The sequence below is a fragment of the Clostridium sp. AF36-4 genome (assembly GCF_003435975.1).
Classification (GTDB): Bacteria; Bacillota; Clostridia; order Lachnospirales; family Lachnospiraceae; genus Eubacterium_F.
The window spans coordinates 23,843-47,439 of sequence record NZ_QTVH01000018.1 but is presented as its reverse complement, the minus strand read 5'-3'; the positions used below and the strand labels follow the sequence as shown (position 1 = coordinate 47,439).

Here is a 23,597-nt window from a genome sequence, read left to right as displayed (position 1 = left end):
TACAAATAAGATAAGATTAAGGATAAACGAATGAAAACACTTCTTTTAATTGAAGATGATGAAATAAACAGACAGTTCCTTTTAGAAATATTGCAGGAGGACTATGTAGTGCTGACGGCTGCAAATGGGCAGCATGGACTGGATATATTAGAGAAAGAGGCTCAAAGCATATCGGCGATTTTATTAGACATTCAGATGCCGGTTATGAATGGTTTTTAGTTTTTGAAACACGTTGAAAACAATTCTGATTACAACAGAATACCGATTTTGGTTACGACAGTATTAGATGGTGAAGAGGATGAAAAAGAATGTTTAAAACTGGGTGTTTCGGATTTTATTGTTAAGCCGTACAGTCCATTACTTGTAAAAATGCGTGTGGAAAATATTATTCATATGACGGAAAGTGAAGATATGATTTCGGAGCTGGAAATGGATGCGTTGACCGGGTGAAATACCGCATTATATATAAGGATGGTACGGTGAAGACAGTGCTTGACTATGGGCGGTTTGTGCATACAGAGATGTATGGGGATGTCTATTATGTATTTATTAATGATGTTACAGAAGACTTTTAAAGTATGGAACAGTTAGCAGAAAATTTTAAGGGAGGGGAAATTAAGAAAACGAACAAATGTTCATTTTTTTCGTTGCAATACATTTTTCAATGTGCTATACTTGTATCACGAGTAGTGAACGACCTATCGATAGGGAATGAATCATATGATTTGTTCCCTATGTTGTTATACCAATTCATCCAGACGGAGGTGGACAAATAAACGATGGACCATTTCGTATTACATTCCGAATATCAGCCGACCGGTGACCAGCCGCAGGCGATTGATGCTCTTGTGAAAGGCTTTCAGGAAGGAAATCAGTTTCAGACCCTTCTTGGTGTTACCGGTTCCGGTAAAACTTTTACAATGGCAAATGTGATTGAAAAATTGAATAAGCCGACGCTTGTGATTGCGCATAATAAGACACTGGCGGCACAGCTGTATGGAGAATTTAAAGAATTTTTCCCGGAGAATGCGGTAGAATATTTTGTGTCATACTATGATTATTACCAGCCGGAAGCCTATGTGCCTTCAACGGATACTTATATAGAAAAGGATTCGGCAATCAATGACGAAATTGATAAACTGCGCCACTCGGCGACAGCGGCACTGACTGAGCGCAGTGATGTGGTTATTATTGCGAGTGTTTCCTGCATTTATGGACTGGGTAGTCCAATCGATTATCAAAATATGACGGTCTCTCTGCGTCCGGGCATGGAAAAGGATAGGGATGAAGTGATTCGGCGTCTGATTGATATTCAGTACACGCGGAATGATATGGATTTTCATCGTGGCACGTTCCGTGTGCGTGGTGATGTAGTTGAGATTTTTCCGGCATCGGCAAGTGACCGTGCGATTCGGGTTGAGTTCTTTGGAGATGAAGTGGACAGGATTCAGGAAATTGATGTTGTGACCGGAGAGGCGACGGCCGATTTAGAGCATATGGTTGTTTTTCCGGCATCCCATTATGTAGTGGCACCGGATAAGATGGAGCGTGCGATTGCGGGAATTGAAAAAGAACTGGATGAGCGCGTGAAGTATTTTAAGAGTGAGGATAAATTGATTGAGGCGCAGCGGATTTCTGAGAGGACACATTTTGATGTTGAGATGTTACGGGAGACCGGTTTTTGTTCCGGCATTGAGAATTATTCCATGCATTTAAATGGGTTACAGCCGATGGAAACGCCGATGACTTTGATGGATTATTTTCCTGATGATTTTTTGATTATTGTGGACGAGTCGCATATTACGATTCCACAGATTGGCGGGATGTTTGCCGGGGACCAGTCGAGGAAATCTACACTTGTAGAATATGGATTTCGCCTGCCTTCTGCCAAAAGTAACCGCCCTCTGAACTTTGAGGAATTTGAGGGGCATATTAATCAGATGATGTTTGTTTCGGCAACGCCTTCGACGTATGAGACAGAGCATGAGCTGCTTCGTACCGAGCAGATTATTCGTCCGACGGGGCTGTTGGATCCGGAACTTGATGTAAGACCGGTTAAAGGACAGGTGGATGATTTACTCGGAGAGATTCGAAAGGTTACCGAGAAGAAGGGAAAGGTTCTCGTTACGACGCTGACAAAACGAATGGCAGAGGATTTAACAAAATACTTAAAAGAAGTCGGGGTGCGCGTGCGGTATCTGCATTCGGATATTGATACACTGGAGCGTTCAGAAATTATCCGCGATATGCGTCTGGATGTGTTTGATGTCTTAGTCGGAATTAACCTATTGCGAGAGGGGCTTGATATTCCGGAGATTCAGTTGGTAGCGATTCTGGATGCGGACAAAGAAGGTTTCTTACGTTCGGAGACTTCTTTGATTCAGACGATTGGACGTGCGGCACGAAACTCGGAAGGACATGTTATTATGTATGCAGATAAGATTACCGATTCCATGCGTAAGGCAATTGATGAAACCGAGCGGCGTCGCAAGATACAAAAAGAATATAATGAAGAACACGGCATTGTGCCAAAGACAATTCAGAAGGCGGTGCGCGATCGAATCCGTATTTCAAAGAAAGCAGGTACGGATATTACGGAAGAAGAGAAAGATCCGGAATCCATGAGTTTTGAGGAATTGCAGCGTCATATTGCTAAGATGATGAAACAGATGAATCAGGCAGCGGCTGAGTTGAATTTTGAAAAGGCTGCCAAACTGCGTGACCGGATGATTGAATATAAAAAGCATTTAGAGGAAATCCGCAGTGAACTTTAGAAGCAAAAAAGCGATGGAGGTTAGTATGGATACAAAGCGAGAAATACGGATACGAGGTGCCAAAGAGCATAATCTTCAAAATATTGATTTGGATATTCCAAGAGATAAATTTGTGGTGTTGACCGGTTTAAGCGGTTCCGGAAAGTCATCGTTAGCGTTTGACACCATTTACGCCGAAGGACAGAGAAGATATATGGAGTCATTATCTTCTTATGCCAGACAGTTTTTAGGTCAGATGGAGAAGCCGGATGTTGAGAGTTTAGAAGGGCTTCCACCGGCAATTTCGATTGACCAGAAATCGACGAATCGTAATCCACGTTCTACGGTTGGTACGGTTACGGAAATTTATGATTATTTCCGTCTTTTATATGCCAGAATTGGAATTCCTCATTGCCCGAAGTGTGGCAAGGAAATCCAAAAACAGTCGGTAGACCAGATGGTGGATGAAATTATGAAGTTGCCGGAGCGTACGAAAATTATGCTGCTTGCCCCGGTTGTGCGTGGCCGCAAAGGAGAGCATGTAAAAGTATTAGACAAGGCAAAGCGCAGCGGTTATGTGCGCGTTGTCGTGGATGGTAATTTGTATTCGCTGGATGAAGAAATCAAGTTAGAGAAAAATAAAAAACACAACATTGAAATTGTAGTGGACCGACTTTCTATTCGCGAAGGAATTGAAAAACGAATGACCGATTCTATTGAAACGGTGCTTAAGTTAGCCGATGGTTTATTGGTTGTCGATGTGATTGGAGGAGAAAAAATTTCTTTCAGTCAGAGTTTTTCCTGTCCGGACTGTGGAATTAGTGTAGATGAAATTGAGCCACGCAGTTTTTCGTTTAACAATCCATTTGGTGCGTGCCCTGAATGTCATGGAATCGGTTACCGGATGGAGTTTGATGAGGATTTGATTATTCCGGATAAGACGCTTAGTATTGCACAGGGAGCGATTGCAGCACCGGGATGGCAGTCTGTGGTAAATCCGGATAGCTACAGTCGTGCAATTTTGGATGCGATGGCAGAGTTTTATGGATTTGATTTAGATACACCATATGGGGAATATCCGGAGGATGTTCATGACTTAATCTGGTATGGTACCGGCGGTCAGCGTGTGGAAGTTCATTATACCGGCAGACATGGACACGGTGTTTATAATATTGCGTTTGAGGGACTGCTTGGTAATTTACAGAAGCGGTATCGTGAGACCGGTTCGGAGACTACGAAGCAGGAATATGAGTCATTTATGCAGATTACGCCCTGCCATGTCTGCGGCGGCAAGCGGTTGAAAAAAGAATCCCTTGCGGTTACGGTTGGGGATAAAAACATTGCAGAAATTAGTGAATATTCCATTATAGATTTGAAGAAATTTATGGATGAATTGACATTGACCGACAGACAAAAGCAGATTGGGCGTCTTGTGTTAAAGGAAATTCGTTCGCGTCTGGGATTTTTGGTAGATGTTGGTCTTGATTATTTATCACTGGCGCGTGCGACGGCTACACTTTCCGGCGGAGAGGCACAGCGAATCCGCCTGGCGACACAGATTGGTTCGGGACTTGTCGGTGTGGCTTATATTTTGGATGAGCCGAGTATTGGTCTGCATCAGCGGGATAATGACCGGTTGATTGCTACGTTAAAGAAACTTCGTGACCTTGGTAATACGCTGATTGTCGTGGAACATGATGAGGATACCATGCGTGAGGCGGATTATATTGTGGACATCGGACCGGGAGCAGGAAAAAATGGCGGACACGTGGTTGCGTGCGGTACGGCAGAAGATTTGATGAAAGTGCCGGAGTCGATTACAGGTGCTTATTTAAGTGGGAAAAAGCAGATTCCTGTGCCAGCAAAGAGACGCAAACCAACAGGTTATCTGAAAGTAAAAGGTGCCAGCGAAAATAATTTGAAAAATATTAATGTCAAGATTCCTCTGGGGGTAATGACCTGCGTGACCGGTGTATCCGGTTCCGGAAAGAGTTCTCTTGTGAATGAAATTTTGTGTAAGAGTCTGACCCGCACATTAAACCGGGCTCGCTGTATCCCGGGAAAGCATAAAGGAATTGAAGGCGTGGAGCAGTTAGATAAGGTAATTAATATTGACCAGTCTCCGATTGGACGAACCCCTCGTTCAAACCCGGCAACTTATACCGGTGTATTTGATATGATACGAGATTTATTTGCTTCGACACCGGATGCGAAAGCAAAAGGATACAAGAAAGGACGTTTTAGTTTTAATGTGAAGGGCGGCCGTTGTGAAGCATGCAGTGGTGACGGTATATTGAAAATTGAGATGAACTTCCTTCCGGATATTTATGTCCCTTGCGAAGTTTGTGGCGGAAAGCGGTATAATCGTGAGACACTGGATGTTAAGTATAAGGGAAAAAGTATTTACGATGTGTTAGATATGACGGTAGAAGATGCCCTTGAATTTTTCCGAAATATTCCGACGATTCACCGCAAGATTCAGACGTTGTATGATGTGGGATTGTCATATGTCAAATTAGGGCAGCCATCGACTACGTTGTCCGGTGGTGAGGCTCAGCGCATCAAGCTTGCGACAGAATTGAGTAAGAGAAGTACCGGACGGACCATTTATATTTTGGACGAGCCGACGACAGGACTTCATTTTGCGGATGTTCATAAGTTGATTGAAATCTTGCAGCGGCTGACTGAAGGCGGTAACTCTGTGGTTGTTATTGAACACAATCTGGATGTGATTAAGACGGCAGATTATATCGTTGACATGGGACCGGAAGGCGGTGACCGCGGCGGCACGGTTGTTACGCAGGGAACGCCGGAACAGGTGGCAAACTGCGAAGAATCCTATACGGGTTACTATATGAAAAAGATGTTGAAGGAGAATTAGGATGTATTCATTTTTTGCGATGATGGCGCGCATGAAAAATATTGAGCGATGGGCACTTATGCGAAATTCTATTCAGGAAAATATTAGTGAACACTCGCTGGAAGTTGCGATGTTAGCGCACGGACTTTCACTCATAGCCAATGAGAAATGTGGAAAACACGTGGATTTCAATGGAATTGCTCTCATGGGAATGTATCACGATGCGAATGAAATCATTACCGGAGACATGCCTACGCCTGTCAAGTATTATGATGATGATATCAAAGAAGCTTATAAACGGGTGGAGTATGTTGCGAGTAAAAAGATGGTGGATAAACTGCCGGATTATATGAAAAAGCATTATGAGAAATTGTTTTTCCCGCAGGAGGACAAAGCATATGAGTGGCGTCTTGTGAAAGCGGCAGATAAGTTATCTGCACTGATTAAATGTAAGCAGGAATTAAATTCCGGCAATCAGGAATTTAAGACGGCATACGAAACAACGAAAAAAGCACTGCATGATATGAATATGGAAGAAGTTGAAGTGTTTATGCAGGATTTTCTGCCTGCCTATGATTTGACACTGGACGAATTGCAGGCAAAATAATCGGTCACACATTTTACACAGACTAAACACAGAGTGACCATTTCCTTTCGATACAATGTGACCATAACAATAAATCATTTGTATATGAAGTGGAGGTTACATATGGAAGGAAAGAAGATTCGAGCAATAGGCACCAGTCTGATTTTGTGTTTGGCGGCTATGAACATTTCCGGATGTAGCTCAAAGGATAGTGAGAGTTCAACAAATGCAGTAATGGGGCGTGTGACAAGTGTTTCAGACACGCAGATAGTGATGGAAGTTATGGATAAGCAGGATGACAAAAAGCCGGAAGCAGCAAGTGGAGGAGCTGCCGGAATCGAGGGGAATAAACCGCAGGGAACCCCACCGGCTGGTATGCAGCAGGATAATGATGGCAAGAAACCGGAGGGAACCCCACCGGCAGATGCGAAGGATGGTGGCAAAAAGAAAGGTGAGTCAAAGACTTACCAGATTGACAGCGATACCAAGATATATAAGAAATCCGGTGAGGAAAGTACGGAAATCTCGGTAAGTGAAATTAATCCGGGAGAGATGGTCAGTGTGGAGACAGATGGTGAGAAGGCAACAAGTATTACCGTTTCCGATATGTCTGCCATGGGGCAGCCCGGACAAAATTCGCAGGACACTTCTTCCGGTAAATAGCCATGTCAGACCTTTTGTGTAGCATGATTTGACTCGGGATGATTTTGGTCTGAAAGATTTTGGCTTGGAAGATGAATAAGCCGAATGGATTTGCTGCCGTCTGCTTCTTTGATAACGAGGTAGAGAGAATCGGCAGAACCGGAAAACATGGTTAAAATGTTGCTTTGCGGTGGTAATTGTAATTCGCGGAATGCAAGCAGTTTTTGCAGGGAACTGCTTTCGCATTCTCCGCGAAATAAGCCACGAGGTGTCAGAACATAAAGAGTATTTCCAAGATTTGTGATGTGGAAATCCTCTTTTTTTTGTGCAAAACTGCCCAGTGGAAATGTGTGTGTGACCTCACCGGAGCGGATATCATAGTCGCGCAGATAAATTTCTTCGGTCGTTTTTTTTGTTTCAATTGTTAAATAATGCAAATCATAAAAAATATTTTCCCCCGGCATACCGCTTATGGAACTGCCGCCAAATGCCAGTCGTTCTAATAAATTGTATATTGTTACATTTCCGTATTGATAGGTGATGGCGATGGAAGTGCCATTACACCGGATATCTTTGATTTCATCCGTATTTTGTTTGTTGTTTAAGTGGATGAGATTTATATTTTTTATGTTGCCGTTATTTCGCAGACAGACAATGGATTGCTTTGCTAATTTGCCTTTTGACCATTTCTTTTTGCAGGCATAGAGAGCCCCATTCGTATTATACGAAAAATGCTCTAGTGTTTCGGATTTCTTTATTTTCCATGATTCTACGTTAGTCGTCCAACCGGATTTTTCATCCCAGATATTTCGGATATATTGATTTTTTTTGCGAATAAACTGAGACAAAACACGTTCCGTCGGATGATAAACCAATGTCGATTCTTCTTCATCAGAAAGAGAAGTCACACAATAAGAAATGGATGTTGGTTTGTCCGCAGTTGTTTTTGCTGCCGTTTGCTTTTTCTTTGTTATGGGCTTGTCCGATTCTATGTAAAAAATAAGAAGAAAAGCAGTGCAGCATAAAAAAAACAGTAACAAAAATAGTTTTGTGATTTTCTTGTTTCTTTTGAAAATTTGTATCATAATATTCCTCCTTGCTGAATTGCAAACAATGATACGGATTGCTCCGTTGTTTCACAACTTCCGCAATCCTGCAAACATTCGAAATCCGCAGATTTATTGCATAAATCGCTACTTTCTCATGTTTGGCGGGTACCAAGGTCCAATCTCTTATCATGCAAGCATGAACGAGTCTGGACTTTGTGCCTTGCTGAATTGCAAACAATGATACGGATTGCTCCGTTGTTTCACAACTTTCGCAATCCTGCAAACATTCGAAATCCGCGGATTTATTGCATAAATCGCTACTTTCTCATGTTTGGCGGGTACCAAGGTCCAATCTCTTATCATGCAAGCATGAACGAGTTTGGACTTTGGTACCCTTGTATCATTGTATGCGCAGCGAGGGGAAATTATGACAGGCTATGCCATATTGTTTGCCGTTTTGTATTTGTAAATCATCTCTGCGTGATTTTGTTCTTCTGTCTGGATGTGATTTAAGAGTCTTCGGATATTGCTGGCAGAAAAACGGAAAACATCATCATTATAGGTGGATGAAACGAGTTTTTCTGTTGCAATACAGTCGGTACATAAAAATTGGTCATGTTTTTTCTCTTCGGAGTTGTTACCTGCTGCGTAACTTTCGGAAGGCGTGTATCCCTCCATACCGCTGCGGGCGGCACTTACATTTGGTACATCACCCTTGAGCACCATGCCTAAGGAGTCAAAATGTTCCTGCTCCTCATCACCAATGCGGTGAAATAAGTTTTTTAGTTCTTCGTCATGGGCAGACTGCTCATAAAAGCGGTATTTGTCAACACATGCTTTCTCCTGTGTCTGTAAATCTTTGATTACGTTGGTTTCCTGTTCTGTTAATTGCATCGTAATTACCTCCATTTCCTCTGTTAGTATGCACAAAGGATGAAAAAATATTCATGACTGATTGTGATATTAAAGGATGAATTTTACCAGTAAAAATAAGAAAAACTGAGTTTGGAATGACGGGTTTGTGACAAATGTTCGCTGCTGGTTCCTTTGGATTTCAGTAATTCCGTAGAAAAACTTTGCGACTCGTGGGTTTGAGTACGTCGGTATGTGGCACTGGTAGTTTCAGTGCCCATACCGCTACGCACTCAACGAGCGAGAGTGCCCACGAGACGCAAAGCTTTTCTACGGAATTACTGAAAACAGAAAAAGTGCCAACGAACCCTTTACACAAACCCTTGTGTAAATTTAGTTGAAAGCATGGAAATAAACAGATATAATAAGATCATACAGTTTCGTTTTGAAATTATACATAGGAAGAGGTGTTCAAATGAAAAAAATCATGAGACGGTGGGAAGCAGTGTTAATTTGTATGGCACTATTATTTTCCTTGTTTTCACTTCATACAGCAGAAGCGAAAGATGAGGAAACACCGAAAACTATTTTCCCGGTTCATGTGATTCATAAGACAGGTGATGATAAAGAAAATTTTGTCATTGTAATTATGGGAGATGGCTACACGGCAGATGAACAGGACAAATTTTTACAGGATGCGAAGCAGAAAGCACAGGGAATGTTAAGATGGTCTCCGTATAAAGAGTATTCTGACCACATAAATATATATGCAGTGCAGGCTGTATCTAACGAGTCCGGAATTAGTGTGTATGGGGGCAAGAATGCAGATACTTATTTTCACGTTAAAGTCTATGGAAAAGCAGCTGGCTTTTCAAATGGTGGGGATGAGAAGGCAAAAGAACTAAGACAAGATTTGGAGCAAAATTATCTGGACAGGGGGGCTAATGTTGCAACTATTCATGTGCTGTGTAATTCAGAGGGCAGTTATGGTGCTTCAGTAAATTCCTTGTTTTCATTTTCCACTAATTCAGAGGACAATGAAGATGGGATGGTTATGGCACATGAAACAGCTCATAGTATTGGTGGATTGGGGGATGAGTACGAGAGATACACGAATAAACCAAATACTTCGGATACCTCGAATCCGGATACGATTAAATGGAGTAAAATGCTTGGATTTCGAGGAATTGGCGTCACAATGGCAGGAACGGAAACGGCATTTGCACCGAGCCGCGAATGTATGATGAGATGGCTGGGACAGCCTTTTTGTGAAGTGTGTAAAATGGAATTGGCAAGGAAGTTAAATAATACGGATTATGTCAGTAAGCCGGCAGAAATTTATGTCAGTAATCCTGAAATTTCAATTCCGCACAGTAAAACGGGAACATTAGACCGGGATAGTGAAAAATATAGAATCAGCGAGAAAAATATAACAAAGGCAAACAATACGGATTTGGAATTTCGCACCGTGGTACAAAATCTGGTAAACAGAGAGCAGCATTTGAAAATGAGCTTTCAGATTATTGGAGCCGATGGTAAAACAGTTAAGTATCAGGAAGAAAAGACTTACACGATTCCGGCACTCAGTAATTCATACAATCCGGATGAGGCAAGAGAATCACTTTCTATTGTGTTTTCGGATGTGTATGGCTTGTCAAATGGTGATAGGCTGGATGGAAAAGTTATCAATGTGGATACGGGAGAAGTGTTGGCAACGGATAAAACGGCGGAGCAGGAATGGAGCAGAGTTAACATTCATTATCAGGTAAAGAATGCAGACGGGACAAGTACCTTGCTTCCTTGTGCAGATACGGCAACTGTGTATGTACCGAAAAATTCTACCTATATACTGCGAAATCCGGAATTGTCTGGATATATTTTGGCTGGAAACAGCCTGAATCAAGATGAATTGAAAGTGACAGAGGCGGATACCAATATTACATATTACTATCAGGTAAAGTCCGATCAGCCGGAGGAAACGCCAACGATGACACCAACAGTTACGCCTAGTGCGGTGCCAACAGCGACACCAACAGTTACGCCTAGTGCGGTGCCAACGGCGACTCCGACAATAACGCCTACTGAAGCACCGACGGTGACGCCAACAGTTACGCCTAGTGTGGTGCCAACAGTGACACCAACAGCGACACCAACAGTTACGCCTAGCGTGGTGCCAACGGCGACCCCGACAATAACGCCCAGTGAAGCGCCGACGGTGACGCCAACAATGGCACCTAGTGCAACTCCAATAAAGCAGAAGAAGGGCTTGAAAAAAACGACAAATATTGTAGTCGTGGTAAAAGTAACAGGCAGCAAAAATACTTCAAATGTCAGCCGTTCTGTCAAAAAAGCAGTTAAAAAGGCATTGAAAAAGGCAGGCAGACAAAGAAAGAATATTACGGTCAGGCTGAAAAGCAAATCAAAGAAAAACATTACTTTGAAGCTTGATAAGTCAACCATCAGGTTTTTGGCTGCAAAAAAAGTAAAAAGTGTGCAATGGGATAGAGGAAAAACAAGAGTTACCATGAGTTTGAAAAAAATAAAAAAAGTAAACAAACGGATGAAGAAAAATGTTTATCTGCAAGTAAAAAAAGGTGTTTTGGTTACTTATTATACTCGTAAATAAAATTAATTGTTTTTTTATAATGTAAATTAGTGTATAATAATTGTTAAGGTGTTTTCGAAAGAATATTACGCATAGGAGATTGTTAAAATGATGCAGTTATCTGAGAAGACAGGTATCAAACAAAACGTTTTACAGGAAATAATTAGGCTGGCGAAGGAAAATGATGTAAAAAAGTTAATTCTTTTTGGTTCGCGTGCCAGGGGAGATTATAAAGAACGAAGTGATATAGATTTGGCGTTTTATGGAGGCAATAGCAGTCAGTTTATTTTAGCGGTGGACGAAGAAACTCCAACTTTGTTACAGTTTGACGTGCTGGATTTGGATAAACCGATTCAGGCAGAATTGCTGGACTCCATAAAACGGGAGGGAATGGTGATATATGAAAAAGTTTGATAATTTGCAGGCTGCCATTCATAATTTAAAGGACATTTATTCTTATCAGGCACCATATGGAAATGTGGAAATGACAGGGATGGTTGGCTTGTATGAGATATGTTTTGAACAAGCATGGAAAGCAATGAAAGAGATTTTAACATATCACGGTTACGCAGAGGGAGCGACAGGTTCTCCGCGTACAGTACTGAAAACGGCATATAAAGCGGGAATGATAGCAGACGAAGAATTATGGTTAAGTGCACTTACATCAAGAAATAATGTTGCACATGCATATAATCAGGCGATTGCATTAGATATTATACGTCAGGTTAAAACAAAATACTACGATATGTTTGTAGAACTAGTTAATGAGATACAGAAAAACTGGTTATAAAATTAAAAATATATTTATGCAGGAGGGATTTAGATGAACGAAAACCACACAATTACATTGCAGGATAAAAAATGGGGAATGCCGGTGCGTGTATTGACGCTGATTACTTTTTTCCTGGGAGCGTTTACGTTGGTGCAGGCAATTCTTTTGTTAAGTGAATACTATAGCAATTATGATGTATCGATGCCGGTTGTCATTTTGTTTTTGCTGATTACGCCATTTGCCTTTGTGGCGGCACTGATGTTTGCTTTTGGTGTGCACAAAATTGCGCAGGGAAATGGAGCAGATAAAAATATTATCCTTGGATTTGCGATGATGCTTTTGTTAGCAGTGGATAATTTAATTTACATACCGATTCATTACCGCGGAGATAATGGAGACCCATTAAGTTTTATGATATTGGGTGCGATTGAGTTAATCTGTTTGATTATCTTTTTCCTGTATTATCAGAACTGGGGTAATAAGGCGCTGACATTTTGTGCCGGTGTTCTCTTAGTGCTTAGTTTTGGCTTTGAAATGGTTGAAGCCATAAGACTTTTGAGTGCGGCAGATATTACACTTACATTAGATACCTTTTATAATCTAATGAAAAAAGTGCTGAACACGCTGTTAGCAGTTCAGGCACTTCTGTTTGTCTTTGCATTGAACCCATCGGTTCGCGTTAAAGATTGATTTTTTTCATTGCGAGTGCATACTCGGCGATTTCTTTCATACGTTTTTCGTCCATGCGGTGAATGGGAGCTGAAATACTAAATGCGTATTGCGGCTTCTGTTCACCGTGTTTTATACTTGCAGCGATGCATCGCACGCCCAATTCATATTCTTCATTATCCATAGCATAGCCGCGTTTTCTGGTTTCTTCAATTTCTTGCATAAATTTTGAAAAATCCGTGATAGTATGCTCTGTCAGTGGCGTTTTGTTGCTCTTGTCCCAGATGCTTTTGATTTCGTCATTTGACATATCGGCAAGCAGGGCTTTTCCGACACCGGAGCAGTAGAGTGGAATTCGTTTGCCGACCATAGACACTAGCCGCACGGAATTTTCGGATTCTTCCTTGGCGATATAAATCGCATGAATCCCATCAATCTGCACGAGATGGACGGTTTCGCCGGTTTTCGCTGCGAGTTCCCGAAGGCTTGGGCGAGCCTCTTCCACAATATCAATTTTTGAGACAAATTGGTTTGCAATATCCCATATTTTAAAACTTAAGCTGTAGCGGGATGTTTGCGTGTCCTGCCGCACATATCCCATGTAAAGAAGTGAATTTAACAGGCGGTGCACGGTTGTTTTGTTCAAAGAAACTTCTCGGCATAAATCCGACAGTCCAATCGGACCGGTCTTTGCAAGTGTTTCCAGAACAAGAAATAATTTATCAGCAACCTGAATTGGATTTTTGGATTCCATAAAAATTCTCCCTTTGTTTCTTTATATTTTACTGCTTTTTTGTTGACAATAAGAAGAAATGCAGTATAATAAAATCATGGTTCACGATGTGAAATACCGTTTCACAATGTGGAACAATAGTAGAATATCATATGATACAAAAAAAGTAAAGATAAAAATGGAGGCTATTATGAACAAGGTTTTAGAAGAAATCAAAAAAATTGGTATTGTTCCGGTTGTTGTACTTGATGACGCAAAGGATGCAGAGCCATTGGCAAAAGCATTGTGCGAGGGCGGACTTCCTTGTGCAGAGGTTACATTCCGTACCGAAGCAGCTGAAGAGTCGATTCGTATCATTTCTGAGAAGTATCCGGAAATGCTTGTTGGTGCAGGAACAGTTTTGACAACTGAGCAGGTAGACCGTGCAGTTGCTGCCGGTGCTAAATTTATTGTAAGTCCTGGATTTAATCCGAAAGTTGTAAAGTATTGTATCGACCGTGACATTCCGGTTACACCTGGTACACAGACACCAAGTGAGATGGAGCAGGCGATTGAGATGGGACTTGACGTCGTAAAATTCTTCCCTGCTGAGCCGGCAGGCGGTTTGAAGATGATTAAGGCAGTTGCAGCTCCTTATACAATGCTTCAGTTTATGCCAACCGGTGGTATTAATTTGAACAATGTAGAAGAGTACCTTGAGTATGACCGTATTTTAGCATGCGGCGGAAGCTGGATGGTAAAAGGTGATTTGGTAAAAGCCGGTAAATTTGATGAGATTCAGAAAATGACCGCTGATGCAGCCGCATTGGTAAAGAAAATCCGCGGTTAATTATTAAAAAGAATTTTGGAGGATGAATGAAAATGGCAAAGAAAGTAGTTACATTTGGTGAATTGATGTTGAGACTGGCACCGGAAGGATATTATCGTTTTGTACAGGCAGATACACTTGGTGCAACTTTTGGCGGTGGTGAGGCAAACGTTGCAGTTTCCCTTGCAAACTATGGTTTGGATGCAAAATTTGTTTCAAAACTTCCTGCACATGAGATTGGTCAGGCTGCTGTAAATTCTTTGAGAAAATATGGTGTTGACACAACAGATATTGTGCGCGGTGGTGACCGTGTCGGTATTTACTATTTGGAAAAAGGTGCTTCCCAGAGACCATCCAAAGTTATTTATGACCGTGCAGGTTCTTCCATTGCAACAGCTTCTAAATCAGATTTTGACTGGAAAAAGATTTTTGAAGGTGTTTCGTGGTTCCATTTTACCGGAATTACTCCTGCACTGAATGATGAAGTTGCTGAGATTTGTTTAGAGGCTTGTAAAGCTGCAAAAGAAGCAGGTGTTACGATTTCCTGTGATTTGAACTACCGCAATAAATTGTGGAGTAAAGAAAAAGCAGGTAAGGTGATGGCTGAACTTTGCCAGTATGTTGATGTATGTATCGCTAATGAAGAGGATGCCGCAGATGTATTTGGTATTACTTCCAAAGGTACAGATGTTACAACAGGTACAGTAAACCGTGAGGGTTACAAAGATGTTGCCAAACAGTTGGCAGACCGTTTTGGATTTGAGAAAGTTGCAATTACTCTCCGTGAGTCCATTTCTGCAAATGATAATAATTGGTCCGCTATGTTGTATGATGGAAAAGATTATTACTTCAGCAAGAAATATAAAATGCATATTGTTGATCGTGTAGGCGGTGGCGACAGCTTTGGCGGCGGTTTGATTTGTGCCTGCTTGAACGAGTATGGTCCACAGGAAACAATCGAGTTTGCTGTAGCTGCGTCTTGTTTGAAACACTCCATCGAAGGAGATTACAACATGGTTTCCATGGATGAAGTTTTGAAACTGGCTGGTGGCGATGGCTCCGGTCGTGTACAGAGATAATAATTACTTTTTGATTTTCCTATATAATAATGTATAAAGACAAAGGGAGCAGATTTACTGCTCCCTTTGTCATGTTTATTTTCCTTTGGTGTAATAACCGATTTTGTAGTCACTTGTCTTCTCGTTATCTGTCGGATTAAGAAGAAGATAGAAAGAATTTTCGCCTGTGACCCACATGGCGAGTCGATCAATCTGGTAGCGGTCCAAGGTAAGGTAGTAGATGTTATCTGTTTTAAAATCAGTAACCTTTGTAAAGGCTTTGTCGCCATATTCAGCACGAAATACTCCTTTTTTTGAAACAAGAAGAATTTCATCCTCCCATACACCAAGTGCAAAATGGCAATTTGCATAGGATGCAGTGCCATTATCACAGGCTGCCGAACAATCGAGAGAGTATTTATTCTTTTCGTTGTAATCCTGCACTTCTACAGTGACAAGGTCCTCATTTCCTTGATAGGCAACATAACAGAGAAAATCATTTCCGGTCTGAATTGAGGAAATTGCATTGCCCCGGATACGATTCGACATTTTTTTAACAACGGTATCCGTAGATTCTGCAAATACCAATCCTTTTTCCGGGGTGTCGTCGGATAATGAATTTACTAAATAGCGGCCGTCCGAAAGAGGGATAAAAGCAACTGCCAGGTCTTTATTTTTTTCTCCGTTTGGTGAGGCGAGAGCGGATAAATCGATTTCTCTTGCTGTTTTCCCATCTTTTGAAATGTGGAATAACAGTGGATTCAGCTCTTCATACTGTTTTTTATATTTTTCCTGGTTCGCATTATAAATAAGAGGGTTCATGCTTGTTTCCATGATTACGACATAAAGGGATTCATCGGAGGCGTACCAGGAATCATATATGTAGCCGCTTCTGTTTTTCATTGTTTCGTTTAATGTGTCACTCCAATTTGTTTCGACCTCTTCAAATGAATTTTCCTTTTTCTCAAACATCATGTAAGAGACAAATTCATAAGAGTTTTTGTTGTATTTGGAGCCAAGCCACACGAGATTTTTCTTTGGATTCAACATAAGTCTGCTGTAATAATAAACGTAATTGTTGTCATCCATCTGCGGGCAGTTGATGGCATTCTCTACAAATACGTCGGGCGATTTTTGAGAAGGAGCATTGGTAGAGCTCTCTTCCTTTGTAACCGGCGTCGAGCCGACACCGCAGGCACACAGAAAAACCGCGATTACGGTAAAGCATGTGATAAGTTTTGTTGGTTTTTTGAATTTCATAATATGCAAAATCCTTTCTTCAATAATATCAGCGCCAAACGCTGCATTGGTGCAAAGAGGGCGGCTTTTGGCGGCTGCCATTTGCAACAGTAGATGCGAATAAGCTTTTCGTTCTTCAAAAGGCATCTGTTTAATGACTGCTTCATCGCACGAAATTTCCATGTCCTTCTGCATCAGATGCCAGGCAACCCAGCCAAGAGGATTAAACCACAGCAGCGAAAAGGCAAAGAAGGCAATTGGCTTGATACGGAAATCCTGACGGCGGATATGATATTTTTCGTGAGCGAGCAAAAATTTATAAGCGCTGTTTTTTGTGTTTTCCGGTATATAAATGCGTGGTTTGAAAAAGCCAAAGACAAATGGCGTATCAAGTCCCGAATGGATATAGCAGCAGTTTTTTGTTTTTACCGCCGTTTTTAACATTTTTTTATCCCTATAATAAGAATAAAAAAGATGAAAGACACAGACAAAAACCCCGCTAAGCCACAAAATAAATAGAAAGGCGGGAAGTTTATCCGAAAGAGAAAAGTCCCGGATTTCTTCTGGTTGTTTTTCAGGGAGCGAATGTGTCAGAACGGATGGTTCGGTTTGCTGCTTGCTTTGAAACCGTTTTTGCTGCACCGGACTTAGGCGGTATTGGTTCATGGCACCGCCAAAGGAAAGTTCCTGTTTTATTTGGGCGTTCGTGGCATTGGCAGCAGGCAGCAGGTGGTAAATGCCGGTAAAGTTTACCGGACACAATATGCGGAGTACTAAAATGACCCACAGAAAATACATGCCGTTTCTAGGCAGCTTTTTTGCCAGAGGACGGATGGCAAGTAATACTAAAATCGTAATACTGACAAAAAAAGTGCGCTCACCAAGAAAGGTTAAAAATGATGACAAATCCATAAAACTCCTCCCATCCTATTCTTCACAGTGGTCAATAAAATCCTGTAAGGCCTGAATCTGTTCTTTATCTAATTTTGTTTTTGTGGCAAAAGCAGTGACAAAATGTGAAATAGAACCGCCGAAACGCTCATTTACGATTTGCTCACTTTCTCTTGCCAAATAATCTTCTTCGGAAACAAGTACAGAAACCATGGCTTGTTTATTTTCAAAAATACCCGCCTGACAGAGATTTCTCAAAACGGTGTAAGTGGTCGGTTTTTTCCATCCGAGTTCTTCGTTGCAGCGAGTTACCAGTTCACCGGAAGGAAGTGGTGCATTTTCCCATACAATGCGGGCAAATGATAATTCACTCTCCGACATAACAGTTCCTTTCATAAAAATTATCCCCCTTTATTATTTTGTTGGTTTATAAACTATAAACTAAATTAAGTTTATAACATATAAACCAACTTGTCAAGTGAGAAAAAATTGGGTATACTAAAAGGCAGATAATAAATGGAGGAAAGTAATATGAAGTTTCGATGTGTAGATGAATTCGAGCAGTTGTCATTTGATGATTCGCCGATTGTTTCTTTTCAGATGAGCGAGGATGAGGTGACATTTACTTTTGGTGGTGCCACTGTAAAAGCTGGAAATTCGCAGAATGGCAGATTTCAGGATATGTATTGTGGAGAAATAACGCTTACGCTTTTACAGGCGCAGATGAAGCGTCTTGTAAAAGAGGGTATGAAATATTATGATGCGGATGGAAATCTGCAAAGAGAAATTCTGGATGAAGATGTGCCGGAACCGGCGGTGGAATCGGTAGTATCCCGTTTTGAAAAAGGAACGGTGTTTACGGTTGTTCTCGGTGAAATTGATGGCAGAAAAAGTGCCGAGTTTGGCATTGATGTGCCGCAGGAAGAAGACGAAGAGGAAGTTGACACATACTGGTTCTGTGTTGTGTTTGAAAAATCGGAAGCGTCTTGGGAGCGTTACTGCAGTCCGGCAGAAGGGGCAGATTCCTAGATAGTAATCCGATAAAGGCAAAATCGCTCTCTACGGTCTTTGTAAACGGCGTCAGAGGCAGCAATTTCATCTATCCTCTCAAATGTTGTATGACGCTCCAAATAAAAAACAGTGTCATCTTCCGGATAGTAGAGAATGAGTGTGATGGTTCTTGGATATTTTTCAAACGAATCCAAGATACGGTTAATAACACCGTGAAAAATTTCCGGTGAAAACGGATTAAAGAAGTAAAAAACAGTTTCTTCTTTTGAGACAAGATAATCTTCGGCTTTACAATTTACGAAGTGTATCTTGTCTTTGCTTCCGTTATATGTTTTTTTGTTTTCCAGAGCTTTATCATAATAAACGGGCGAATACTCTACGCCTGTAGAACATAGAGAATACCTCTTTTCTATATAAAAGTTCAAACGTCCCATGCCGCATCCGTAGTCAACGAAGACATCTGTTTTATTCGGTGTGTAAAAGGTGAATAACTCATCTAAAACTTCATAAGGTGTTGGTTCGTAACGATGGCAGTAATAGGTATCTTTGCCGTCGGTCTGTATTTCTTCGGTTTCTATGCATAAATCTTTATCTGTCATTGTATATCCTCATTTCTTATAATCGGTAACGCCGTTAAAACAAATTTTTCTTTTTGAGTATAGCGGATTTTTTTCGATATCACAACATTTCTTTTATAATGCCAAAAAAGTGACATTGTTTTTTCATTTGCCTGACAAATTCTTGCGTTATAGTGAGGTCATCAAATTTAAGGGAGGCTACATACATGAAGAAGAAAACATGGATGAAATGCATTGCCGGCTGTCTTACATTGGCACTTTTCGTTACGATGGTACCCGTGCAGGCAGCGGCTAACACGGAAAAAGAGGGAGGAACCGGTACCCCGGGGACAGCTAGCGGAGGTGCTGCTTCGATTGCGACTCCAACTGCAACAGCAAGTGCGACGCCGACTGCAACAGCAAGTGCGACGCCGGCTGCAACAGCCACAGTGAATCCGACATTATATGAATTGGATGCGCCGACAGTGACGGCAAGAGGTGGTTCAAACCGGGTTATGCTTTCGTGGAACAAGGTGACAGGAGCGAGTGGTTATTATATTTATTCTCGTAAGTCCTCCGAATCCGTATATCAGCAGACAGCAGTTGTGAAAGGGGCAGATACAGTTAGTTATTTGATTAAATCCCTGCCACAGAACACGACTTATTATTATCGTGTGGCTGCATACTGTGAAGTATCAGGAACACAAATTGAAGGTAAATTATCCACAGCGGTTTCTGCTAAGACGGCCGCAGTATCAGCGACATCAAAGGGTGCCAAGAAATACAGCACAAAGGCTGCGTTTACGAAATCACCGGCTTATAAGACATACAAAAAAATGAGAAGTGCCATGAATTATAATAAAAGTTTCGCAATACCGGGCATGAAGACGACAAATGTTGCCGGATTTTCCTGTACAACGATGGTACCTCAGGGATTGTGTTTGGCAGGCAGTTATTTCCTCATTACGGCATATGATTACAAAAAAGAGCTGAATTCAGTGGTTTATGTTGTAAGCCGCTCATCAAAATCATATATTACAACCATTGTTTTACCAAGTAAAGCAAAAGTGGGTGGAATTGCCTATGATGGAACGAATGTATGGATTTCTAAAGGAAAGGCGGTTGCCAGTTTCCCATATTCTGTTGTGACAAATGCAGTAAATGCGGGAACTTCTTATACAGAATTGGCAGCATACAAAAGTATTTCAACACTGGATTCAACAGCGTCCTTTATGGGATATTACAACAATGTGTTGTGGATTGGAACATTCCGTCAGGCAACATCGACGATGAAAGGTTACCAGGTTAATAATAAGGCAACATTGCCTTCTCTTTCACCGGCTTATACCATGGATGTACCAAGCAAAACTCAGGGAATCACGTTTGACTCAGCAGGTACGATGATTTTGACGAGAAGTTACCGTACGAAAAAGGCGAAAAGCGGTTATATTTCACAACTTCGCACTTATAAACCGTCCTTTGCTTCGCCAAAGAGTAATGGAAAGGTTCTCAAAAATACGGCGATGAAAGTGACGACGATGCCGCCGATGGTTAAGGGTGCAGCAGTGTATGGAACATACACATATGCCCTATTTTCATCCAGTTATTATAAGAGCTGTAAATATCCGGTTGACCGAGTAATTGCCATGAAAGAAAGTAAACTGGTTGAGTAATGTGTTCTCATTAAAAAATTAAGAAAGGAACAATCTGTGACAGCAAAGCGAGCACAAGAGCAAGAATCAGCAGCGGGAGGGCTTTGCGTGCGGTGCTGATTTGAATGTTTCGTTTTTGGAAAAATGCATGGCGTCTTGCTAAAAAAAGTACAAAATGAATGAAAAAAGCAATAGCAAACAGACACATAGCAGACGTCTGCTCCTTTTTTAAAAAGAAGCAGATAAGAATCCACTCAAAGGCAAGAATGGCTCCTTGAAAAGGAAACGTCAGCGCATAAGGAATTCCGGCGGTTTTTGAAACAATATTTTTTGGCGCACGTTCTTTTGCCTCTTTGAGGTCTTCTTTCAGCTCGGAAATGCTTTGGTAGCGCTGCTCAGGATTTTTCTCTAAGCACTTACGGATGACGGATTCGTATCGTCCTTCGTAAGTGCATTTTTTGTTTGCCGGTGCGCTGCCTGTAAGCATTCGGTGAAAAATCATGCCAAGCAGAGAAATAAGTTTCTTTTCGTGTTTTCTTTTTGGTGTTTTATCATTGACAAAATCAAGCAGTTTTACAGCGCCTGCTGAGGTGATAAAAATGTTACTTGGTTTGATATCGGAATGAATAATTGGCGGATCCGGGCGCAGTAATCCTGCAATACATTCGCAGAGTTTACTCATAATTCGGTAGGCTTCTTCTTCGGAAAAAACAGTGTTATTTTCTTTGTTCTGTTTCAGAAGTTCTTCTAAAGTATTTCCTTCTAAGTATTTTTCTACGACTAAAGTATTTCCATCAAAATATTTCACATTATAAATGTGCGGCCACTCGCTGTAATCAAGCTGATACAACCGTTTGTAAAGTGCTTCGCGGTTCTGCTGGCGGTACATTTTCAAAATGCCGTCCGGTTTGCCCGGCTCACAAAGACATTTCACATGGTAAATAATCGTGTGATCATTCTGCACGATTGGCTCGCCCATAGGGACATATTGTTTGGTTACAAATTTTTCTTTTTCCGATGGCATGATAAAACCCCCTTTGAGAATATTATAGCAGAAATGTTTGGTACAAGCCATTTTTATTTCATATGTGTTTGTGTCAAGTGTTCGTTGGCACTTTTTTGTTTTCCGTAATTCCGTAGAAAAATTTTCCGTCTTGTGGGCGTTCCCACTAATTGAGTGCGTAGCGGTATGGGCACTGAAACTACAAGTGGTCTCCGCTCCGCTTCGGTCGTTGCATAACAGAAGTCCACCGGACTTCTTGCAACACATACCGACGTATTTAAAACCAAGTCGTTTCACGACTTTTTGTGGCGCGAAAAGATACTTGACATAGCACATGTAACAATATATAATACAAATATCTAGAAAAGCAATGGTTCAGACTTAGTATCCAGATTCTATGATTATTTTATTAAAGACTCTTGCTTTATTCCGGAAAAAAAGAATAGGGCAGGATTGTATATAAATGTTCCTGCCTTTTGTGGAAACACCACAGGAAAGGAGGAAATGATTCTATGAATCAGACAATATTTGAAAACCTGCCTCGGAAGATGAATCTCATCAGTGATTTATTTTCCAGAGTAGTGTTCCGTGACAAGGAGGCCTGTCAGGACTTGGTACGGATTATTTTAGGGGAAGGCTATGAGGTCACAGAGGTGACGTCGCAGTACGATATCACCAATCTGCAGTATCGCAGTGTAGTGCTGGATATTCTGGCAGAGACGGCGGGAGAAGAGCCGATTCATGTAGAGTTTCAGATATCGGATGACGACGACCATATGCGGCGCGTGAGATACTGCAATGGAAGTATTGACACACACCTTTTGAAAAAAGGGAAATCATACAAGGAACTGCCGGATGTGTATCATATATATATCACAATGAATGATTTTATTGGAGGTGGTCAGACGGTGTATGAAATTTTTCGCACAGTACGTGACCGGGAGGAAACATACAGCACACAGTATCCTGTGGGAAATGGAGTGCATGAGTTGTATATTATGAACTGCCGGATGTGTATCATATATATATCACAATGAATGATTTTATTGGAGGCGGTCAGACGGTGTATGAAATTTTTCGCACAGTGCGTGACAGGGAAGGAACATACAGCACACAGTATCCTGTGGGAAATGGAGTGCATGAGTTGTATATTAATTTGGAAATTCCATTGGGCGATGACAGTGAATTAGACCATTTACTGCGCTACATAAAAGAAACAACAGAAGAAAATGAAGATGTATGTTTTGGACACATTATAAAAAGTGTGAAAGAGTGCCGGGAAGGAGAAGATGAGATTATGAAATACTACAGTTCACATGAATTTTTTGAGGAAGGAAAAAAAGAAGGTTTAGAGGAAGGCAGAAAAGAAGGACGAGAAGAAGGACGAGAGGAGGGAATAGAACAAGGAGAAAAAAGAACACAGAATAGCATTATTAAAAAGATGTTGTCCATGGGACAACCATTGGAATTTATCAGTGAGTGCACCGATAAACCGATAGAATATATCCGTGACATAGCGACTGAGGAACCAATGCTTGTGAGGGAAGAGAATACTTATGATAGGAATATTGAAAAAAAGAGTTTGGAGTGACGGGTTTGTGACAAATGTTCGCTGCCGGTTCCTTTGTATTCCGGTAATTCCGTAGAAAAACTTTGTGACGGGTGGGTTTTGAGTACGTCGGTATGAGTTGCAAGAAGTCCGGTGGACTTCTGTTATGCAACGACCGAAGCGGAGCGGAGACCACTGGTAGTTTCAGTGCCCATACCGCTACGCACTCAACGAGCGAGAGTGCCCACGAGACGCAAAGCTTTTCTACGGAATTACTGAAAACAAAAAAAGTGCCAACGAACACTTGA

The 23,597-nt window shown here is 41.4% G+C and carries 24 protein-coding genes; 17 read left to right on the top strand and 7 right to left on the bottom strand.

What is annotated here, in order from left to right:
* The first annotated feature begins 30 nt into the window (after positions 1-30).
* The 7 genes from DW005_RS10005 (at position 31) to DW005_RS09975 (ending at position 6,862) form a co-directional block, all read left to right on the top strand.
* Positions 31-219 (top strand): response regulator, encoded by a 189-nt coding sequence (locus DW005_RS10005; RefSeq protein WP_117479198.1) that lies wholly within the window; start codon positions 31-33, stop codon positions 217-219.
* Positions 220-222: 3 nt separating this feature from the next.
* The gene (locus DW005_RS10000; protein WP_117479197.1) at positions 223-450 is read left to right on the top strand and encodes a hypothetical protein; all 228 of its coding nucleotides are present in this window, start codon (positions 223-225) and stop codon (positions 448-450) included.
* Entirely contained in the window at positions 447-575 is a 129-nt protein-coding gene (locus DW005_RS14355; RefSeq protein WP_278286517.1) for a hypothetical protein, read from the top strand. The genes DW005_RS10000 and DW005_RS14355 overlap by 4 nt, the downstream gene beginning before the upstream one ends.
* Positions 576-779: 204 nt before the next feature.
* Entirely contained in the window at positions 780-2,774 is a 1,995-nt protein-coding gene (uvrB, locus tag DW005_RS09990) for an excinuclease ABC subunit UvrB (protein WP_022377838.1), read from the top strand.
* A gap of 25 nt (positions 2,775-2,799) precedes the next feature.
* The gene (gene uvrA, locus DW005_RS09985; RefSeq protein ID WP_117479195.1) at positions 2,800-5,634 is read left to right on the top strand and encodes an excinuclease ABC subunit UvrA; all 2,835 of its coding nucleotides are present in this window, start codon (positions 2,800-2,802) and stop codon (positions 5,632-5,634) included.
* Position 5,635: 1 nt separating this feature from the next.
* Positions 5,636-6,220, top strand: coding sequence for a 5'-deoxynucleotidase (gene yfbR, locus DW005_RS09980; RefSeq protein ID WP_117479194.1), 585 nt, complete (start codon positions 5,636-5,638; stop codon positions 6,218-6,220).
* A 102-nt stretch (positions 6,221-6,322) separates the two neighbouring features.
* On the top strand, positions 6,323-6,862 hold the full coding sequence (locus tag DW005_RS09975) for a hypothetical protein (RefSeq protein ID WP_117479193.1): 540 nt from the start codon (positions 6,323-6,325) through the stop codon (positions 6,860-6,862).
* Positions 6,863-6,867: 5 nt separating this feature from the next.
* Here the strand turns inward: DW005_RS09975 and DW005_RS09970 are convergent, their stop codons facing one another.
* Entirely contained in the window at positions 6,868-7,926 is a 1,059-nt protein-coding gene (locus DW005_RS09970) for a hypothetical protein (RefSeq protein ID WP_117479192.1), read from the bottom strand.
* Between the two features lie 399 nt (positions 7,927-8,325).
* Entirely contained in the window at positions 8,326-8,784 is a 459-nt protein-coding gene (locus DW005_RS09965) for a ferritin-like domain-containing protein (RefSeq protein ID WP_022377833.1), read from the bottom strand.
* A 433-nt stretch (positions 8,785-9,217) separates the two neighbouring features.
* Between DW005_RS09965 and DW005_RS09960 the strand changes: the two genes are divergently transcribed.
* The 4 genes from DW005_RS09960 to DW005_RS09945 all read left to right on the top strand — a co-directional run bounded on the left by DW005_RS09960 (position 9,218) and on the right by DW005_RS09945 (position 12,809).
* Positions 9,218-11,368, top strand: coding sequence for a M64 family metallopeptidase (locus DW005_RS09960; RefSeq protein WP_117479191.1), 2,151 nt, complete (start codon positions 9,218-9,220; stop codon positions 11,366-11,368).
* 87 nt (positions 11,369-11,455) lie between these two features.
* On the top strand, positions 11,456-11,761 hold the full coding sequence (locus DW005_RS09955; protein WP_022377035.1) for a nucleotidyltransferase domain-containing protein: 306 nt from the start codon (positions 11,456-11,458) through the stop codon (positions 11,759-11,761).
* On the top strand, positions 11,748-12,137 hold the full coding sequence (locus DW005_RS09950) for an HI0074 family nucleotidyltransferase substrate-binding subunit (protein WP_117479190.1): 390 nt from the start codon (positions 11,748-11,750) through the stop codon (positions 12,135-12,137). Before DW005_RS09955 ends, DW005_RS09950 begins: the two co-directional genes overlap by 14 nt.
* Before the next feature lie 33 nt (positions 12,138-12,170).
* Complete coding sequence (locus tag DW005_RS09945; RefSeq protein WP_117479189.1) at positions 12,171-12,809, top strand: hypothetical protein; 639 nt, start codon at positions 12,171-12,173, stop codon at positions 12,807-12,809.
* Here DW005_RS09945 and DW005_RS09940 read toward each other — a convergent pair.
* Entirely contained in the window at positions 12,799-13,542 is a 744-nt protein-coding gene (locus tag DW005_RS09940; RefSeq protein ID WP_117479188.1) for an IclR family transcriptional regulator, read from the bottom strand. The two genes, DW005_RS09945 and DW005_RS09940, sit on opposite strands and share 11 nt — an antisense overlap.
* 169 nt (positions 13,543-13,711) lie before the next feature.
* Between DW005_RS09940 and DW005_RS09935 the strand changes: the two genes are divergently transcribed.
* Positions 13,712-14,350: a bifunctional 4-hydroxy-2-oxoglutarate aldolase/2-dehydro-3-deoxy-phosphogluconate aldolase gene (locus tag DW005_RS09935; protein ID WP_022377039.1), complete on the top strand. Its 639-nt coding sequence runs from the start codon at positions 13,712-13,714 to the stop codon at positions 14,348-14,350.
* A 32-nt stretch (positions 14,351-14,382) separates the two neighbouring features.
* Positions 14,383-15,408: a sugar kinase gene (locus tag DW005_RS09930; protein ID WP_117479203.1), complete on the top strand. Its 1,026-nt coding sequence runs from the start codon at positions 14,383-14,385 to the stop codon at positions 15,406-15,408.
* 75 nt (positions 15,409-15,483) lie between these two features.
* Here DW005_RS09930 and DW005_RS09925 read toward each other — a convergent pair whose 3' ends face one another.
* Positions 15,484-17,538 carry a M56 family metallopeptidase gene (locus DW005_RS09925; RefSeq protein ID WP_117479187.1) on the bottom strand — a complete coding sequence of 685 codons (2,055 nt, stop codon included), beginning with the start codon at positions 17,536-17,538 and terminating at the stop codon, positions 15,484-15,486.
* A gap of 15 nt (positions 17,539-17,553) precedes the next feature.
* Entirely contained in the window at positions 17,554-17,913 is a 360-nt protein-coding gene (locus DW005_RS09920) for a BlaI/MecI/CopY family transcriptional regulator (protein ID WP_117479186.1), read from the bottom strand.
* Positions 17,914-18,048: 135 nt separating this feature from the next.
* Here DW005_RS09920 and DW005_RS09915 point away from each other — a divergent pair, with 135 nt between their 5' ends.
* A complete protein-coding gene (locus DW005_RS09915; protein WP_117479185.1) occupies positions 18,049-18,546 on the top strand; it encodes a hypothetical protein in 498 nt (165 codons plus the stop codon).
* Here DW005_RS09915 and DW005_RS09910 read toward each other — a convergent pair.
* Positions 18,543-19,127 carry a class I SAM-dependent methyltransferase gene (locus DW005_RS09910; RefSeq protein WP_117479184.1) on the bottom strand — a complete coding sequence of 195 codons (585 nt, stop codon included), beginning with the start codon at positions 19,125-19,127 and terminating at the stop codon, positions 18,543-18,545. The genes DW005_RS09915 and DW005_RS09910 overlap by 4 nt on opposite strands.
* Before the next feature lie 185 nt (positions 19,128-19,312).
* On the opposite strand from DW005_RS09910, the gene DW005_RS09900 reads away from it, so the two are divergent.
* Positions 19,313-20,758 carry a fibronectin type III domain-containing protein gene (locus tag DW005_RS09900; RefSeq protein WP_147324433.1) on the top strand — a complete coding sequence of 482 codons (1,446 nt, stop codon included), beginning with the start codon at positions 19,313-19,315 and terminating at the stop codon, positions 20,756-20,758.
* Between the two features lie 10 nt (positions 20,759-20,768).
* On the opposite strand, the gene DW005_RS09895 is transcribed toward DW005_RS09900, so the two are convergent.
* The gene (locus DW005_RS09895) at positions 20,769-21,761 is read right to left on the bottom strand and encodes a protein kinase (protein ID WP_181975019.1); all 993 of its coding nucleotides are present in this window, start codon (positions 21,759-21,761) and stop codon (positions 20,769-20,771) included.
* A 491-nt stretch (positions 21,762-22,252) separates the two neighbouring features.
* Here DW005_RS09895 and DW005_RS09890 point away from each other — a divergent pair, with 491 nt between their 5' ends.
* Positions 22,253-22,777, top strand: coding sequence for a PD-(D/E)XK nuclease family transposase (locus DW005_RS09890; RefSeq protein WP_117479180.1), 525 nt, complete (start codon positions 22,253-22,255; stop codon positions 22,775-22,777).
* A 26-nt stretch (positions 22,778-22,803) separates the two neighbouring features.
* Positions 22,804-23,331, top strand: coding sequence for a hypothetical protein (locus DW005_RS09885; RefSeq protein ID WP_147324432.1), 528 nt, complete (start codon positions 22,804-22,806; stop codon positions 23,329-23,331).
* Positions 23,332-23,597: the final 266 nt, after the last annotated feature.

Excerpts from the sequence above, each read along its gene's own strand:
- DW005_RS10005 (WP_117479198.1), top strand. The coding sequence starts at position 31 with ATGAAAACACTTCTTTTAATTGAAGATGATGAAATAAACAGACAGTTC.
- uvrB (WP_022377838.1), top strand. The coding sequence starts at position 780 with ATGGACCATTTCGTATTACATTCCGAATATCAGCCGACCGGTGACCAG.
- uvrA (WP_117479195.1), top strand. The coding sequence starts at position 2,800 with ATGGATACAAAGCGAGAAATACGGATACGAGGTGCCAAAGAGCATAAT.
- yfbR (WP_117479194.1), top strand. The coding sequence starts at position 5,636 with ATGTATTCATTTTTTGCGATGATGGCGCGCATGAAAAATATTGAGCGA.
- DW005_RS09975 (WP_117479193.1), top strand. The coding sequence starts at position 6,323 with ATGGAAGGAAAGAAGATTCGAGCAATAGGCACCAGTCTGATTTTGTGT.
- DW005_RS09970 (WP_117479192.1), bottom strand. The coding sequence starts at position 7,926 with ATGATACAAATTTTCAAAAGAAACAAGAAAATCACAAAACTATTTTTG.
- DW005_RS09965 (WP_022377833.1), bottom strand. The coding sequence starts at position 8,784 with ATGCAATTAACAGAACAGGAAACCAACGTAATCAAAGATTTACAGACA.
- DW005_RS09960 (WP_117479191.1), top strand. The coding sequence starts at position 9,218 with ATGAAAAAAATCATGAGACGGTGGGAAGCAGTGTTAATTTGTATGGCA.
- DW005_RS09955 (WP_022377035.1), top strand. The coding sequence starts at position 11,456 with ATGATGCAGTTATCTGAGAAGACAGGTATCAAACAAAACGTTTTACAG.
- DW005_RS09950 (WP_117479190.1), top strand. The coding sequence starts at position 11,748 with ATGAAAAAGTTTGATAATTTGCAGGCTGCCATTCATAATTTAAAGGAC.
- DW005_RS09945 (WP_117479189.1), top strand. The coding sequence starts at position 12,171 with ATGAACGAAAACCACACAATTACATTGCAGGATAAAAAATGGGGAATG.
- DW005_RS09940 (WP_117479188.1), bottom strand. The coding sequence starts at position 13,542 with ATGGAATCCAAAAATCCAATTCAGGTTGCTGATAAATTATTTCTTGTT.
- DW005_RS09935 (WP_022377039.1), top strand. The coding sequence starts at position 13,712 with ATGAACAAGGTTTTAGAAGAAATCAAAAAAATTGGTATTGTTCCGGTT.
- DW005_RS09930 (WP_117479203.1), top strand. The coding sequence starts at position 14,383 with ATGGCAAAGAAAGTAGTTACATTTGGTGAATTGATGTTGAGACTGGCA.
- DW005_RS09925 (WP_117479187.1), bottom strand. The coding sequence starts at position 17,538 with ATGGATTTGTCATCATTTTTAACCTTTCTTGGTGAGCGCACTTTTTTT.
- DW005_RS09920 (WP_117479186.1), bottom strand. The coding sequence starts at position 17,913 with ATGAAAGGAACTGTTATGTCGGAGAGTGAATTATCATTTGCCCGCATT.
- DW005_RS09915 (WP_117479185.1), top strand. The coding sequence starts at position 18,049 with ATGAAGTTTCGATGTGTAGATGAATTCGAGCAGTTGTCATTTGATGAT.
- DW005_RS09910 (WP_117479184.1), bottom strand. The coding sequence starts at position 19,127 with ATGACAGATAAAGATTTATGCATAGAAACCGAAGAAATACAGACCGAC.
- DW005_RS09900 (WP_147324433.1), top strand. The coding sequence starts at position 19,313 with ATGAAGAAGAAAACATGGATGAAATGCATTGCCGGCTGTCTTACATTG.
- DW005_RS09895 (WP_181975019.1), bottom strand. The coding sequence starts at position 21,761 with ATGCCATCGGAAAAAGAAAAATTTGTAACCAAACAATATGTCCCTATG.
- DW005_RS09890 (WP_117479180.1), top strand. The coding sequence starts at position 22,253 with ATGAATCAGACAATATTTGAAAACCTGCCTCGGAAGATGAATCTCATC.